The sequence below is a fragment of the Salegentibacter maritimus genome (genome assembly GCF_016236915.1).
Lineage (GTDB): Bacteria > Bacteroidota > Bacteroidia > Flavobacteriales > Flavobacteriaceae > Salegentibacter > Salegentibacter maritimus.
On sequence record NZ_JAEHOK010000010.1, the window covers coordinates 1 to 15,680 of the forward strand.

The following is a 15,680-nucleotide window of genomic DNA, read 5'->3' on the forward strand; positions in this document are numbered from 1 at the left end:
ATTGGTCTCAAAAAAGGGATTTAAACCCTGCAATTTTATTGCAGTACTTTAGTAGTGCGAAAAAATCTATATTTTGGTACTATGAGTTATCAAAGAAAAGGCTCTCATACGGTAAGTTATTTAACGTGCCATATTGTTTGGGTTACAAAATATCGGTACAAGGTACTTCGAGGAGATGTTCAAACTCGTTGTCGTGAACTTTTAATCCAAATATGTGAAGCTGAAGGTATAGAGATACTGAAAGGAGTAGTGAGTTCGGATCACGTTCATATGCACATTGAATATACTCCAAAATTGAATGTAAGTAGCATATTGAAAAAACTCAAAGGACGAACTTCAAGGAAACTTCAACAAGAGTTTCCAAAACTGAAAGAGCGTTATTGGGGGCAACATTTTTGGGCAAGCGGTTATGGAGTTTGGAGTACTGGGAATATTACGGATAAAATGGTCAATGAATATTTGGAACATCACCGTCGAGATTCGAGTGATAATTCCAATTTTATATTGGAATAGTAAAAGGGGACTTTCAGTCCCCAGTATTAATAAACCTCTGCACTTTTAGTGCAGAGTTGTTTAGTTTATAAAGCCTGGAGGTTTCATTATAGCTTCCCCCTGCCCCGGTGGTGTAAATAGAATAACCTTTATCAAAACGTAAGTTCCAAACTAAGTTATCGATTACTGCCCCCAAAGCTTCCACTTTTAATTTTTCATTCCAATCTGCTTCCTGAACCCTTATAAGGTGTTGGGGTATATACATGGAATTTTCCTTTTTATAATTTTCTGGAAAATAAAATTCCGTATATACAGGGCCTATAGGTAAATTCCCATATGCTCTAATATATTTGTCCTCAGTTTGCACTTTTTCTCGGGTAGGTAGATTTCCCAAGTACTTATTAATTACAGGTAAATATTTTTCAATGGAAAAATTACCAGTTAGAATAAATGTGAAATCATTTGCATTATTATAGAGCTGTTTATAAATAGATAGTACCTTTTGTATATTAATTTTTTCAATGCCTTTAAATTGTTCTGTACCAAAAGAAGCTCCGGAGTAATCATTAATAATTTTTTTGATATTATTTGTTAAATCTTCGTATTTTAAATCACCATGTTGATTTTCATACCGTTTTCGTTCATTTAGCTTCCAGTCCTCAAAGGCTTCTTTGCTTGTATTCGGATTAGTGAATAATAAATATACAACCTGCAACATTGCTTCCAAATCTTCAGGTTTGCCATTTATTTCAATACCTGTTTCTTGGTTTTTAATGTATGGCTTGATGCCGTACCACCATAAACTATTCCCTGAAGTATACCGTTGAAATTCAAATTTATTCAAACTGCCTATACCACTATTTTTTATGATTCCCGGTGCATGAATAGCTGAAAAGTAATCTTCATCAGGAACGTTTAGAGCACCATTAGAATTGAAGCCTTTTAGTAAAATTTTTTTCTGATGAGGCCCTGCCGAGGGCTCAAAAGAATGTAAAACTAAACTTAGCCCATTTTTCAGTTTAAATTCGCGTACCTGCCTATTTGAAATTTTAATTTCCATATATTGATTTTCACCAAGCTGTTTTACTTCATTAGAATCCATTATAAATTCGGGAATTACAGAAGGAGAATATGGGCTAACCGGCTTTTGGTAGGTTTCTTTAATCCAGGTTCTTACCTTATTTTCTGTGAAAGATAGTGCCTTGTGAACTGGTGGAGCCGCTATACCGATATCTTCGGGCATTTCTAGGGGCAGGGATTTTAGGAAGCTATTAAACTCATTAATTGTAAAATCCGCCAACCACTTTTTCTCCTGTTCAATTTGATCGCGTGTAAATAATTTTCCATCGATAAAATGTTCTTCAATTCCACTTAACCAGAATGAAATTTGACCATTCTGCAGGTTATCCAGGTTATCCAAATGTTGGTTTTTAATTTTTTCAAATTCAGACATTAAAACTCCTTTCTTATTTAATTGACTGACAGTGCTGACGGTATTAATTATTGCTTCCTTTTCCTGATTATTCTCTGATTGAATTATAACTCTGATCGCAGATGGATTCTGTGCCTTCCTAATGGTATGTTCTGTTCTTATTTTATAGAAGTTATTGTACTTATTTGTACGTTCACGAAGTCTGTTATTCAAAATATCGATAAATATCGATAATTTTCTCCCTCTCATAACCCCATTGAAGTTATGGTTATTTTTGGAAGAAACCGGATCTCGGTAAAGCATTTCAATATCTACTTTGTCGATTTCCGAAATACCATCAGGTACTTTTTCAACATTTACAAAATGGGGTTCACTATTAAAATAGATAGAGTCACAATGGGGTGACTTCGTTTTATTTAAACTAGGATTTATATCAGCAAATGATGTTTTAATTTTGGTTTCCAAACTATCTAAATCGTTGATATTACCTACAGCCACTATTGCCATTAATTCCGGCTTGTACCAATCACGATAAAAGCGCCGTACGATTTCCGGTTTGAAATATTTATGATGTTTAAAAAAGTTGGAGTAATCCTGATTACAGGGAACCAGCCTACTCATTATCATATTGGTATTAAGCACTTTTCCGGCATTATCACTACTTCTAGTTATAGCTTCTTGAATCAATACACCTCTTTCCTCATCTATATCCGTTGTTGTTAATCGTAATCCCTGGGCGATATCCTTAAACCAAAGTAGCCCAGTCTCCAAAGTAGGATTACTATTGGCCGGGGCATTAAATTTATATATAGTTTTATCTGTACCTGTTGTGCCATTAATATTAAACTTAGTAATATTCCCTTTCAAAAAATTATCCAAATAAAAATGTATACCATTTGGGAAATGTTCGCTTGATTTAAAGGCCATATGTTCAAGAAAATGGGCAATATTTAATTGATCTTTATCCTGGTTATTTACACCCGCTTTGACAAGAAGTCTCAATTGTATTTCAGATTTTGCTTTCGGTAAATCTTTGATATAATAAGTCAGGCCACTTTTAAGCTTTCCGTGTCGAATGGAAGCATCCAAAGGTGGATCATCTGTTAAATGTTGTGATTTCTGTGCTTTTAAAGGCAGAATAATGAACAATAAAAGGACTAAAGTTATCTTTGATATTATTTTCATACTTAAAGTTTAATAACCGGGATTTTGAGTTAAATTTGGATTTTTCATTAGTTCTTGCGCCGGTATAGGATAATAGATGTCTGTATTTTCCCAATCTTCGGATGATGGAGGAAGAAAATAGTCTGCTTTATTTGTCCTTTTTAAATCCAGCCAGCGATGTCCCCATTCAGTAAATAATTCTTTTCTTCGTTCTTCCAGGATAGTATCAAGCAATTCTTCTTTACTTAACTCCTCATTATTTGCCGATAGTATAGGTAATCCTGCTCGTACTCTTAGAACATCTAAATCCGCTAATGCACCTGCGAAATTATTTTTCATAACCCTAGCTTCAGAGCGTATCAGATATTGCTCTGCAAGTCTTAAAACCATAGAGAACTCCAGTATCTCATTTATACTTCTCCGGTCTTTATATTTATTGACAAAATAATTTTGGGTGTCTTCATTAAAGCCTATCCAATCGTGTAATCTTTGATCCCTTTCCACAAAAGAATTTACAAGCTCCTCGGTAAGCGCAACTTTTGTAATGCCGGGTGCAATGGAGAGAAAAAGAAAGATACTACCTTCATTAGTGAACCCTAGGGGGCCACCCCTTCCTTCTGGGGTTATTTGCCAAATGGCTTCCTTGCTGTTAGCAAGAAATACCTGATTTGGATCGCTAATAATTTCATATTGCTGGGTGTTTGAAATTACTTCGCTACTGGCCAAATCTGCCTCCTCCCAATTTTCCTTATATAGGTGAACCCTAGCTAATAGTGCTAAAGCGCATGATCGATTTACACCCGTACGATCTCCATGCCTGTAATTGTCATCGAGTAAATCTCGCGATGTATTGAGATCCGTAATTATTTGTTGGTAAATGTCCTCTTCAGAATTTCGAGTTGCAAGAGAGTTTTCTCTATAATCGGTAGAAAGAATTAGGGGAATTTCCCCGTATAAATTCACTAAATAAAAGTAAGTAAAAGCCCTAACGAATTTGGCTTCCCCTTCTAGGCTGGTTTTTATTCCCTCGCTTAAATTGTCAGAGGCTTCAAGTCCTTCAAGAATTGAATTTGTCATATAAATAATACTATAAGCGCTGGACCACAGCGCCAGATTTCTGCTATTGTTTGGTTGGATATTATTTTCAGAATATTCTCTAAGGTTAAGGTCATTTTCCCTTATTGTCTTTAAATTATCGGAAGAAAGACCGGAAAGAACCGTTACACTATTTTCCCATCCGCCACTGAAAGCAGCGCGAAACAATTCGTTATAAATTCCGCTCATTGCACTTGCGGCTGTCTCATCGCTATTGAAAACTGCCTCACTTACAATTTTATTTTCTGGAGCATCTACCTCCAGAAATTCTTCGCACGACAAGAATGAAATACTTGCCAGAATTAATAGTCCTAATATGATATATATAGTTTTTGTCATGATTGCTGATTAAAGGTTAATTTGCACACCTGCGGTTATTGTTCTTAGCGCAGTAAACGAAGTCCCCCTTGCCGGGGCTTCCGGATCCATTCCTTTATAGGGAGATAAAGTGAATAGGTTTTGACCCGTTAAAAAAAGCCTCCCTGTTTGTAAGCCTATCTTTTCTAGAAATCTTGATGGAATTGAATATGTCAGGTTCAAAGTTTTTAAGCGTAAAAAAGAGGCATTTTCAATTGGAAATGTAGAATTTAGAGCATCGCTATAGGCACGAGAAGCTTCAATCGATCTTGATATTTGTTGGAATCTATTATTTGAGTCAAAAGATTGATAAACATCGCTCCTTTGATTTTCCAGGCTACCGGCATTAAACATTGCTAACATTCCTTCTTGCTTTACGAACTCCCATAGAAATTGTAGGGAGAAGTTTTTAAAGCTTATAACATTATCAAGGCCCCCAAAAAACTCCCGACCTCTATTCCAGGCAATCATTCTGTCCTGGTAATCTAAGGCATCGTCATTATTAACGTCTGTAAATTGATACAGCCCGGTTTCAGGATTAATTCCATCATAATCATATAGAAGGGAAATATTCAGGGGTTCACCTACTCGGTAAGTATTGGCATAGGAAGATTCTTCAATGTTTGGGTAACTCACTAACTCATTACGAGGGATTGTAAAATTCAGTGATGTTCGCCAACTAAAATTTTCTTTTTGAATATTATAGCTTGATAATTCTACCTCCCAGCCTGTATTTTGAGCCGTCGCGGGTAAATTAGCCTGAACCGATGTGAATCCAGTTATTGCAGGTAATGAGAATCCTACAAGTTGGCTGGATGATCTATTACGGTACCAACTTACTGCTAGGTTTAACTGGTCTTCAAATAAACCCAATTCAATAGCAGCCTCCAGTTTTTTATTTACTTCCCAGGAATATTCAGGATTAGATAGTTGATTTGGATATAGCCCACCAGGTCCAAGAGTTGATTCGTATGCATCAAAATACCCATAGTCGCCAATTTGGTCATTTCCAGTTGTACCGTAACTACCCCTAAGTTTACCAAAAGATAAAAATGGTATAGAGCTCTTAATAAATTCTTCTTCTGAAAATATCCAGGCACTTCCTATGGCTCCAAAATTGGCTATTCTGTTTCCGGGTCCAAATCTAGAGGATCCGTCCCTTCTACCAGTGAGATTCAAGTAATATTTTTTGTCCCAGTTAAGGCCTAAACGAGCAAAAATGGCGTTATAGCGATAATCAGCGTTCGAGTTAGACGTCGCAATAATATCTTCAGCAGCATTTAAATTGCCCATTAGCGATTCTGAGACATAACCTTCACCCTGTAGGGCAATATTTTTTCGTTCACTTTGCTGAAAAGTAGAGCCTAGAATTATATCTATTTCTCCTTTTCCTATTGAATTCCGATAATTTATTTGTGGCTCTACAATCCAGGAGTTTCTTTTTATAAAAAGATGGTTAGATCTGTTTGCTATATTTCCTCTTGTTGCTGGACTAAATGAACGTTTTGGCCTTTTTACCAATTCGTCACTGCGGAAATTAGTATACCCAAAATTAGATTTTAAGCGTAAACCTTTTAAAATTTCATAGGAAACCACCAGGTTTGAATTTAGGTTTTGAGCCTGTGTTCGGCTGGTATTGTAAAAGCCGCTCAAAGGATTCTCCAATCCAACTTCAGCCCAATCACTCCAATTTAAAGTGTTGTTTTCATTAAATAACGATGGAGCATTTGGGGGGAGTGTGAATGCATTAGCAGTTAAATTTAAATAACCCACTAAATTGTTTAAATCTACACCATAATTTAAGGAGAGATCAAGATTTAATTTATTGTTATCTGAAGTATGGCTCACGTGAGCCCCGGCAGTTACCTTTTTGTAATCGTAATCTCCTATGAACACTGTGCCCTGCGAGTGATATGAGCCACTTAAGCGAAATGCTGTGTTCTCATTACCGCCATTGGCATTTAAGTTTACATCAGTAACCTGGGCAGTCCTTCCAAAAAAAATGTCTTGCCAGTCGGTATATCGATCCTGGTCCCAAATCAAGAGATCGTATGCATTATCCTCAGTAGGTTCTAAACCATCATTTACAAATGCCCTTCTTCTTATTTGCAGATACTCTTCTGTATTTAATAAATCGATACGATTGGAAACAGTTGAAGCACCTGTATATACCCGTGCTTGTAATTCCGTTTTTCCTTGCTTTCCTTTTTTAGTGGTAATTAAAACTACACCATTTGCACCCCGGGAGCCATAAATAGCTGTAGCATCCGCATCTTTTAGCACTTCAATGCTCTCTATATTGGAAAGGTTTAAGGTGTTGAGTGGGTCAATTCCGCCAAAAGTGAGGTTGCTGTTGCTTTCTAAGGGAGTAGAATTTATAGGGACACCATCAATTATATAAAGCGGAAAATTTCCTTCTTCCCGTAAGCTGTTAGTTCCCCTAATTCTGATGGTGGATGCATTACCGGGCAAATTACCATTAGGCGTAATCTCAACACCTGCCATTCTACCGGCCAAGGCCTGTATAGGACTTACCACCGGCTGCTGTTCTATCTCCTTAGCTGTAACTCTTGAAATATTCCCTGTGCTTTCCCGTTCTGTAGTATTATAATATCCAGCATTAATTTTTACTTCGCCAAGGGCAGAGATATCCTCCTCTAATTGAATGCTAATTTCTTCGTTGTTATCTACCGGGATTTCTACTGTTTTATAGCCTATATAGGAAAAAACCAAAGTCCCATTGGCAGGAGCAGAGATACTGTATTCGCCATCCAGGTTAGTTACGGTTCCTCTATTAGTATTTTTAACTGTTACAGTTACCCCCGGAATAGGAAGGCCGTTTTCATCTTGTACTACACCAAAGATTGCTTGCTGCAAGGGCAGGGGAGTAGTGGTTGCTGCATGAGCAGACTTTGATAGGAAGAAGAGTATCCCGCCTATAATAATTAGGGCCACCCATTTAAGGCGCGAGTAATTATTTTTCATAATTTTACGTGTGATTTAAATGAAACATTGTTTTATTTAAGCTTAGGCCTTCCCCACGCAGACGCCAATCTTAAGGGGAAGGACACTAGGCTTAATTCAAATAGCCCCAGTACATTTATTAAAAAATACAGGAGTTTTTCCGGCTCCCTTTAGCCGAAATGAAAACCTATTACTAATTTTCCCAAAGCCCTTTTAGGACTTTTCCCAACCCACGCTGTAAAAAAAATAGGGTATCACAGCACCCACGGGATTGTGAAAATTTTTACCTGTCCCGCAACAAGCTTAAGATTGGACATAAGATTAGACCACCAAAACAAATTATTTTGGGATTGCGAGACTTGAAAAATTGTAGAAGATCACTTTGAAAATTATGAAGAGAAACAACGCAGTTCGAACTAAAAAATAGACGTGGAACTCAACTTATTGTATAGGAGGTACTGGCGGTACCTTTACCACAAATAAGTGAGCCCACGCCGTTTTATGAGCGTGAGCATGATCACTTATCATCCCGTGGTAATATTAAAACGCCAGTTTTCCTATACGAGATTCAAAGCGTATGCTTCTATATTTTTTAGAAGTAAACGCAAATATAATATCACTCAAATATATATAAAAATTTTTAAGTGCGTACGATCGTGCGCAATTATTTTTCAAAGTTCTTTTTCTTTTGTCATATGGCTGGTATAAATTATATTATTTGTGATTTTATAAGTAGGGAGTGGATACAGCCATGGCTTGATCAGAAACGATCGCAACGTTCTTTCGCTGATAAATGTAACGTGGAAGAAGGAATCATAAGAAAAATTAGAGGAAAAACAGAATATCGTATTCCGGTGGAAACTCTCGAAAAAATTTGTGATGGTCAAGGAATTTCCCTTCATACTTTTTTCAAGAAATTGGGGAAATAATTATTTGATTTTGAAAAATAAATAAGCTTAACTAGCTGGTTTAATAATTATTTGTTAGAAGTAATCTTGGTATACCTCAATTTCAATTAGAAGAATCTATAGTTGCAATTGATTACTTATCTTCTAATTAAACTGACTACCCCTTTATTTACGGTTTTCCGTATTTTTCTATTATTTTAATGTTTTATATTAGCGAAACCTGAGTTTATCCCGGTATTCTTTTTAATAAATGGTTATTTTAGGTGGGATATAACGAATTACCTGCAAGCTGAAAAAAGACAACGAATAGAAAATGAACAACATTAAAGACCTAAACATAGAAAAGGAGATTTTACCGTTGTTCGACTATTCTATGAATATGTTTTCAAGAAACAAAATCCTTGAAATTCTTGAAAAACCACTACAATCAACTACGGACATAATTGAACGTCAGAATATCCTAAAAGGATTCTCTGAAAATGAGAAAATATTAAAGGACTATTCGTATACCATTTTGTACTTAAACGAAGTACATTTCTTCCTCAATGATGAAAAAATCGAAGACCTCTCAAAGAAGAAACTGAAATACAAGCTGTTTGCTTCTAAACAAGAGAAAACAAGATACACAAGTAAGCTGAATCAATTAATTTTGTTTTTCCATCGTTTAGAATCCAAATATTTTACAAGATTAAGTTTAGAAGCTTTCCCAAAAGATTATGCTTCAAACATTAAACGGATTTTGCAGTTTCTATCAAATTTTGAACTTCATAAGTTTGAGCATATAATTCGGGAAAAAAGGTTAAAAGTCAACCACGTAATCGAATTAACAGAAAAAATTAATGAGCTAAAAAGAAAAGAATTGATAAGGCCTTTTTGGGAGGATTTTTTTCTGTTCGAATCATATCTATCTATTAGTTTCGGAATAACAAAAAACAATTTCGTATATCCAATTTTTATAGATAACAGTATTAAACTGCAAGATTTTTATCATCCATTATTGGAAAATCCTGTCAAAAACAACCTCGAAACCAATAGCAATGTAATTGTATTAAACGGACCAAATATGTCCGGGAAATCAACTTTTCTTAAAGCTGTCGGACTTTGTATGTATTTTGGTCATTTAGGAATTGGCATACCTGCATCTGAAGGTGAAATCCCATTTTGTAATTATTTTTCCATTGAAATAAACAGAAGGGATGATATTTTAAATGGATACAGTCATTTTATGACCGAAGTGATGAACCTTAAAAACGTAGTCCAGCAAGCAACTAATGGAAAAGAATGCTTCGCAGTTTTTGACGAACTTTTTAGCGGTACAAATGTGGAAGATGGTTTTGAAATTTGCAAAACGACAATAAACGGATTAAGTAAATTCAATAATTCCTATTTTTTTATATCAACTCACATTCAAGAACTAAAAAATGTTTCAAATGGACAGATTGAGAATTATTATATTGATTGTGAATTGATTGAAGATATACCAACTTTTACTTATCAACTAAAAAAAGGTTGGTCAGACATAAAAGTTGGTCGGATTTTATTTGAAAAAGAAGGATTGAACAAATTGTTGAATTAAAAAAGCCAGCAGGTAACATCGGCTTTAAGTTATTGCTTGTTCTCGCCTTACTTCTGAAAATCCTCACGTATTTTCAGTTTGGTGTGTACTTGGAAAGTTAAGTGCTAACCCACGCAACTACTCATAACCGAGACATTGTGTACAATATTAATTACGAAAAATGAATATAAATTTAAATGATGCTATTCCTAATATCATTTATAGATATAGAGAAGCGGATAATGAAGAGCATTTAAGAATTATCAAAAAACAAGAATTGTTTTTAGCTCCACTGTAAGCTTCCCCAATTTAAGCCCTAGCTAAATTCAACCTACAATTTGATTTTTATTTTTGCTGATTCTTGTGGGAGGTAGATTTCTCCGCTTCTTTTTCTTCGAGCTTAAGTTTCAATGCCTTCATATCATCACTAATTTTTCGATCTACGATCTTCGCATAATGTTGGGTGGTGCGAAGATCCTGATGACCTAACATTTTGCTTACAGACTCAATTGGTACCCCATTGGTTAAGGTGATAGTGGTGGCGAAAGTATGCCGGGCCAGGTGAGTGGTAAGGGGTTTCTTTATGCCACATAGCGCAGCGATTTCTTTTAAAAAGGCATTGGATTTTTGATTGCTTAATACAGGTAAAACATACTTGCCGGCCTTTACTTCCGGATGGTCTTTATAACGATCTAAAATTTCTTCTGCAATTGGAAGTAGAGGTATGCTACTTAAAGATTTCGTTTTGGTTCTTTTTATTCGAATCCATTTGCCACCGTCTATTCCCTTGGTGATATCCGCACTGCTTAATTTTTTGACATCAGAATAAGCCAGGCCTGTATAACAACTAAAAACAAACATATCTCTAACCAGTTTTAAGCGATCCAGATGGAGAGTTTTATCGATTAGTGTTTGTACTTCTTCCTCATTAAGATACTCTCGTTCTACTGTTTCAAACTGTACTTTATAATTATAAAAAGGATCTTTGTCCATCCACTGATTAGCTAGGGCAATACGAATGATTTTTTTAAAATTGTTCACATATTTCAAAGCAGAATTGTGGTTGCATTCTCGTTTGGTTTTTAAAAAGTATTCAAATTTAGAGATGAAGTTGTGATTAATATCATTCATAGCATACTCGTTGCTCTTAAATTCTTCGTTGATGAACTGTTCAACATGATTATAACAAGTCCAATAACGCTTTGCGGTACTTTTAGAAATACTTTTACCTGAAAGTCGATCCATTTGTTCATTATGCTCTTTAAATGCTTCCAGGGTCATTTTAGGCTTCTTTTTATTTACTCCCTTGAATTCATCTAGAATATTTTTCGAGGAAACAGTTTTATTATTTTCAACCAGATTCTGATGTATATTTTTGATCCTATTTCTAAGAACATTGATGTAGTTATTGAGTTCAATGGCCTCAGGACTTTTTCCTAAGGCTTTTTCCGATTTAGAACTCCATTTTCTAGGGTCGATTTTGCGGTTAATACTTAAAGCAGATCTCTTGTTATTTACAGATATTCGTAAATAAATATCGCTCTCAGCTGATTTATTGCTTCTGCTTTTTCTAAGGTAAAAACTAAGTTGATAAGAGGTACTCATATTTTTGGTCTTAAAGTTGACCATTAATGTAGTCAAAAAAGGAGTGCAAACTTAAACTTTAATATTTTGTAAAGATTTGATATTTAGGGTTTTTGGGTGTTTCTGGTTACCAATTTTCCTTTAAATAATTGGTCACCAGATTGGTAACCAGAAATGTGGAATTATTTGATATTAAACGATATCCTTAAAAATGAAAAACCCCGTAAATCCTAGGATCTCGGGGTTTTTGATTGAGTTTGATACTCAAAAAGTGGAGTCGGAGGGGTTCGAACCCTCGTCCAAACAAGCAATTAAATTGCCTTCTACACGCTTAGTTTTCACTTAAATTGTCGGGAAAAAGTCTGGCCGAAAACTACCTAACTTCTTCCGTATCCTCAATTAAATTTCAGAACTGCATCAAGACACTACAGTTCCTATATTTACTTTATCGGTGCCCCTAGTGCGAATGCCGTAAATCAAGGCCTTCGCGGGACATCTTGGCTCCCTACCTTGTAGGGACTAAGCAAAACCTACTATAATTCGGTTACGCAGCCAAGGCGTAGTTATCTTCGCCGTTTAAAAAAGTGTGAAATATGAGATTTACGAGCTATATCCCAGCGCTCGACGTGCTTACAACTCAATTAGACTCGCTGTCAAAACCAAGTCGACCCCATATGTAAAGAACATTGTCATTTAAAACTTAAGTATAACCAAACTTAAGGCTTGCAAAGATACAATTTTAAATTCATATCTTTGAATTACACATACAAAAGGAACAAAACCCATACCAGAAATGATAAAATTTGTACTGATTAAAGAAGAAAAAACACCGCCAGATCGCCGAGTTGTTTTTTCGCCAAACAAGTTAAAAGAAGTCGTGAATAGGTTTCCGGAAGCCAGTTTTAAAGTGCAAAGTTCAAGTATTCGGGTGTTTAGCGATCAGGAGTATCGCGACGCGGGTTTTGAAGTTTCCGATGATGTTTCAGATTGTGATGTGTTGCTTGGTGTTAAAGAAGTTCCGCTACCGGCGCTAATTCCGAATAAAAAATACTTTTTCTTTTCCCATACCATTAAAAAACAAGCCTATAACCGCGATTTGCTTCGGGAAATTCTTACTAATAATATAGAATTATACGATCATGAAGTAGTGGTAAACCAGGAGGGACACAGGCTTATTGGTTTTGGGCGCTATGCAGGGCTTGTAGGTACTTATAATGGATTTAGAGGAATTGGCTTAAAGGAAAATTTATATACTTTACCCAAAGTAGAATCCCTGACAGATCTTGATGCCATGTTGGCAGAATTGAATAATATCAAGGTTCCGCCCATCAAGATAGTATTAACTGGCGCAGGAAAGGTAGCTCGCGGAGCCAAAGAGGTTTTAGATCATTTAAAAATCAGGGAACTGGAGGTAGATGCTTTTCTTGAGTTTAACGGAAAAGATCCGGTGTATTGTAATATAGATGTATTGGATTATAATAAGCGAAAGGACGAAACCAAAGGCAGTCAAGCCGAATTTTTTAAAGATCCTTCTGGCTATGAGTCTAATTTTATGCGTTTCGCAAGGTGTAGTGATTTCTTTATATCGGGACATTTTTATGGAGATGGGGCGCCTGTGTTTTTTACTGCGGAAAATGCAAAATTAAAAAACTTTCGTATAAAATATATAGCAGATATTTCTTGCGATATCAAGGGGCCTATTGCCAGCACTATTAGGCCTTCAACCATTGCAGAGCCTTTTTATGGTTATAATGCAAAGAATGAAATTGAAACAGATTTTAGGGAAAGCGACAGTATTTTGGTAATGGCGGTAGATAATCTACCTTGTGAATTGCCAAAAGATGCCAGTGAAGGTTTTGGGGATATGTTTATGGAACATGTAATCCCGGCTTTTTTTAATAATGATAAAAATGCTGTTTTACAACGGGCACGTATTACGCAAAATGGGAAATTAACTCCTAGATTTAGCTATTTGCAGGATTTTGTTGATGGTAAACTAAAACCTAACGAGTATGCTTAACAGTTATAATTGAAGAATTTTTCAGTAGTATGTTTTCCTATTTTGAATAGGTTTTAAATATTCTTATAGTCTAAAGATTTAATTTTTTGTCTATAGGTGCCCGGTAGAATAAGCCATTTAAAGAAAACATCCAGGGATATAATTTTACCAATTTTGTAAATAGGAAGTACGGGGCTTAGCAGCGAATTTTTTTTCAAATGTAAATACTTACGAACTTTGTTAGGAGTGATAAGGCTTTGTGTTTCCAATAATAGCCTGTACCGAGCAATTCCCAAGTGATGCCTGTATTGTTTATAAAGGTCTTTGGTGTAGATACTATATTGCAGGTTTTGATGAAGATGATTCTCTCTCATAATTTCAAACTCTTCAAAATCTTTAGGAAGATCTACTAAATTCATTCGTTTTCCAAGCCGTAAAAAGACATCAAAGACTTCTTGTTTTTCAAAATATTTAAGCTTGCGTTCCAGGATTTCAAAAGATCTTATAGAATAATCTATTAACATAAATAATACATCGCGATAGGCCCAATCGGGAATGCGTTTTCCCCGGTTAGTTTCAACTAATTGATGTATTTCACTTATGCTATCTATAGCTTTAAAAGCCTTCCCAATGGGTCATTGGGTAAGCGGCCCGTAAAATATAGCCAGTCTACCGCTTTATTAAGCGCAAACTCGGCCGAGGCACCGGCGAAAATTAAGAGAATTGTGTCGCTTTTACCCCAAATTTCTCGTACAATAGAATTTTTCTCTACAAAATACTGCATTATTCGATTTCAGAATATTTTATACCAGATCATTAGCTGCCTGCAAAAGGAGTTCCAAAAATACCCACAGCTAATTCTGCCCAAATTAATAGAAATACAATTAGAATAATGGCACTAAGTATAAATCGGTTTCGCCTGGCAGAAACTTTTACAAAAGCCATATTAATTGCCAGGCCTGTAAGCAGCAGTAAAATGCCCATGATAACAAAATCTGAAGCCGTCCAAACCACTTCGTTGTTAAACTGCATTGCGATAAAGGGAATTAATAAAAGGACGCCCACTATAAATACAGTAATTAAAATTCGGTTAGTTTTCATAAAAAGAGTTTTTAATTATTAGTTATTTATGTGCTTTGAAATTCAAAGTGAATTCATAAAAAAAGAGTGTTATATTTTTCCGCCGTTTGGGCTCAATAATTTTTCAATGGCATTAATATGTTTTTTAAAATCCTTCCTTCCGGCAGGGGTAATGCTATATCTTGTATTTGGTTTTCTATTTATAAAAGATTTTTCAACTCTTATGTAATCTTTCTTTTCCAAAGCTTTTATATGGCTTGCAATATTACCGTCGGTAACCCCCAATAATTCTTTTAAGCTCGTAAAATCGGCATAATCATTTACCATTAGAACACTCATAATTCCCAGGCGCACCCTATGATCAAAAGCTTTGTTGATATTGTTGATTATATTTTTCATTCGGCGTTTTTCCTGTCATACTTTTTGTACACCCAGATACCATAAACAATATGAAAAAGTCCAAAACCTGTGGTCCAAAAATATAAACCATAACTTAAAAACTGTGTGGCAATAAGTCCCAGTATTGCCTGGATATATCCTAAACTTTTTATATCAATTGCAGCATATTTATCGGCGTGAATAAGTGCCAATCCATAGAAAATAAGCATCCCTGGAGCTATTAGGCCAATAAGGCTATATTGCAATAGCACCAGGCAAAATAAGCCTCCGACCGTTAAAGGCGCAAAAAAATTGATAAGCAAACGTTTACTGGTACTGTTCCAGGCATTTTCAGAAAGTTTTTTGGCTTTTTTAATGCTGAGTAAAATAGCGGTTCCAATAGCCAGAACAAGAACTGCCAGGGCTATAAAAAATAACTGCGTCAATGCTTGTGAATTTATTGAATTAGGACTTAGCAAGGCTATTACTGCATGGTGTTTCCATAATAAAACCTGGGCAATGACTGCTCCAATAAGAGCATATATGCCGGCAAATACTCCCGCAAGCCCACTTAGAGAGCCAAAGCGGGAAGACCTACTCATCATAAACTTAATGTCGGATAAATCTTTTAGATACTTTTTATTTTCCATTTTAAAGTACTTTGAAAAACAA

12 protein-coding genes and 1 other RNA gene are annotated in these 15,680 nt (G+C 35.5%); 3 read left to right on the forward strand and 10 right to left on the reverse strand.

The features are described from left to right. Positions 1 to 81: 81 nt before the first annotated feature. Entirely contained in the window at positions 82 to 513 is a 432-nt protein-coding gene (tnpA, locus tag I6U49_RS08770) for an IS200/IS605 family transposase (RefSeq protein WP_150314237.1), read from the forward strand. Between the two features lie 13 nt (positions 514 to 526). Here tnpA and I6U49_RS08775 read toward each other — a convergent pair whose 3' ends face one another. Genes I6U49_RS08775 through I6U49_RS08785 form a run of 3 tightly spaced genes read right to left on the reverse strand, consistent with a single transcriptional unit; the run spans position 527 to position 7,525 of the window. Further along, the gene (locus I6U49_RS08775; RefSeq protein WP_198628396.1) at positions 527 to 3,109 is read right to left on the reverse strand and encodes a M16 family metallopeptidase; all 2,583 of its coding nucleotides are present in this window, start codon (positions 3,107 to 3,109) and stop codon (positions 527 to 529) included. A gap of 9 nt (positions 3,110 to 3,118) precedes the next feature. Then, complete coding sequence (locus I6U49_RS08780; protein ID WP_198628397.1) at positions 3,119 to 4,522, reverse strand: RagB/SusD family nutrient uptake outer membrane protein; 1,404 nt, start codon at positions 4,520 to 4,522, stop codon at positions 3,119 to 3,121. Between the two features lie 9 nt (positions 4,523 to 4,531). After that, positions 4,532 to 7,525, reverse strand: a complete 2,994-nt coding sequence (locus I6U49_RS08785) for a SusC/RagA family TonB-linked outer membrane protein (protein ID WP_198628398.1) — start codon at positions 7,523 to 7,525, stop codon at positions 4,532 to 4,534. A 1,200-nt stretch (positions 7,526 to 8,725) separates the two neighbouring features. Between I6U49_RS08785 and I6U49_RS08790 the strand changes: the two genes are divergently transcribed. Next, positions 8,726 to 9,988 (forward strand): MutS-related protein, encoded by a 1,263-nt coding sequence (locus I6U49_RS08790; protein ID WP_198628399.1) that lies wholly within the window; start codon positions 8,726 to 8,728, stop codon positions 9,986 to 9,988. Between the two features lie 324 nt (positions 9,989 to 10,312). Here I6U49_RS08790 and I6U49_RS08795 read toward each other — a convergent pair whose 3' ends face one another. Then, positions 10,313 to 11,572, reverse strand: a complete 1,260-nt coding sequence (locus tag I6U49_RS08795; RefSeq protein WP_198628400.1) for a site-specific integrase — start codon at positions 11,570 to 11,572, stop codon at positions 10,313 to 10,315. Between the two features lie 248 nt (positions 11,573 to 11,820). Next, positions 11,821 to 12,223: a transfer-messenger RNA gene (gene ssrA, locus I6U49_RS08800) on the reverse strand. Between the two features lie 121 nt (positions 12,224 to 12,344). On the opposite strand from ssrA, the gene I6U49_RS08805 reads away from it, so the two are divergent. Next, positions 12,345 to 13,571, forward strand: a complete 1,227-nt coding sequence (locus I6U49_RS08805; protein WP_198628401.1) for an NAD(P)-dependent oxidoreductase — start codon at positions 12,345 to 12,347, stop codon at positions 13,569 to 13,571. Positions 13,572 to 13,624: 53 nt separating this feature from the next. On the opposite strand, the gene I6U49_RS16990 is transcribed toward I6U49_RS08805, so the two are convergent. The 5 genes from I6U49_RS16990 to I6U49_RS08825 form a co-directional block, all read right to left on the reverse strand. Beyond that, positions 13,625 to 14,074, reverse strand: coding sequence for a hypothetical protein (locus tag I6U49_RS16990; protein ID WP_232804679.1), 450 nt, complete (start codon positions 14,072 to 14,074; stop codon positions 13,625 to 13,627). A gap of 83 nt (positions 14,075 to 14,157) precedes the next feature. Beyond that, entirely contained in the window at positions 14,158 to 14,334 is a 177-nt protein-coding gene (locus I6U49_RS16995) for a hypothetical protein (protein WP_232804680.1), read from the reverse strand. Positions 14,335 to 14,366: 32 nt separating this feature from the next. Further along, positions 14,367 to 14,651, reverse strand: coding sequence for a hypothetical protein (locus tag I6U49_RS08815; RefSeq protein ID WP_198628402.1), 285 nt, complete (start codon positions 14,649 to 14,651; stop codon positions 14,367 to 14,369). Positions 14,652 to 14,720: 69 nt separating this feature from the next. Beyond that, on the reverse strand, positions 14,721 to 15,029 hold the full coding sequence (locus I6U49_RS08820; protein WP_193712185.1) for a winged helix-turn-helix domain-containing protein: 309 nt from the start codon (positions 15,027 to 15,029) through the stop codon (positions 14,721 to 14,723). Next, positions 15,026 to 15,658, reverse strand: a complete 633-nt coding sequence (locus I6U49_RS08825; RefSeq protein WP_198628403.1) for a hypothetical protein — start codon at positions 15,656 to 15,658, stop codon at positions 15,026 to 15,028. The genes I6U49_RS08820 and I6U49_RS08825 overlap by 4 nt, the downstream gene beginning before the upstream one ends. Between the last annotated feature and the right edge of the window lie 22 nt (positions 15,659 to 15,680).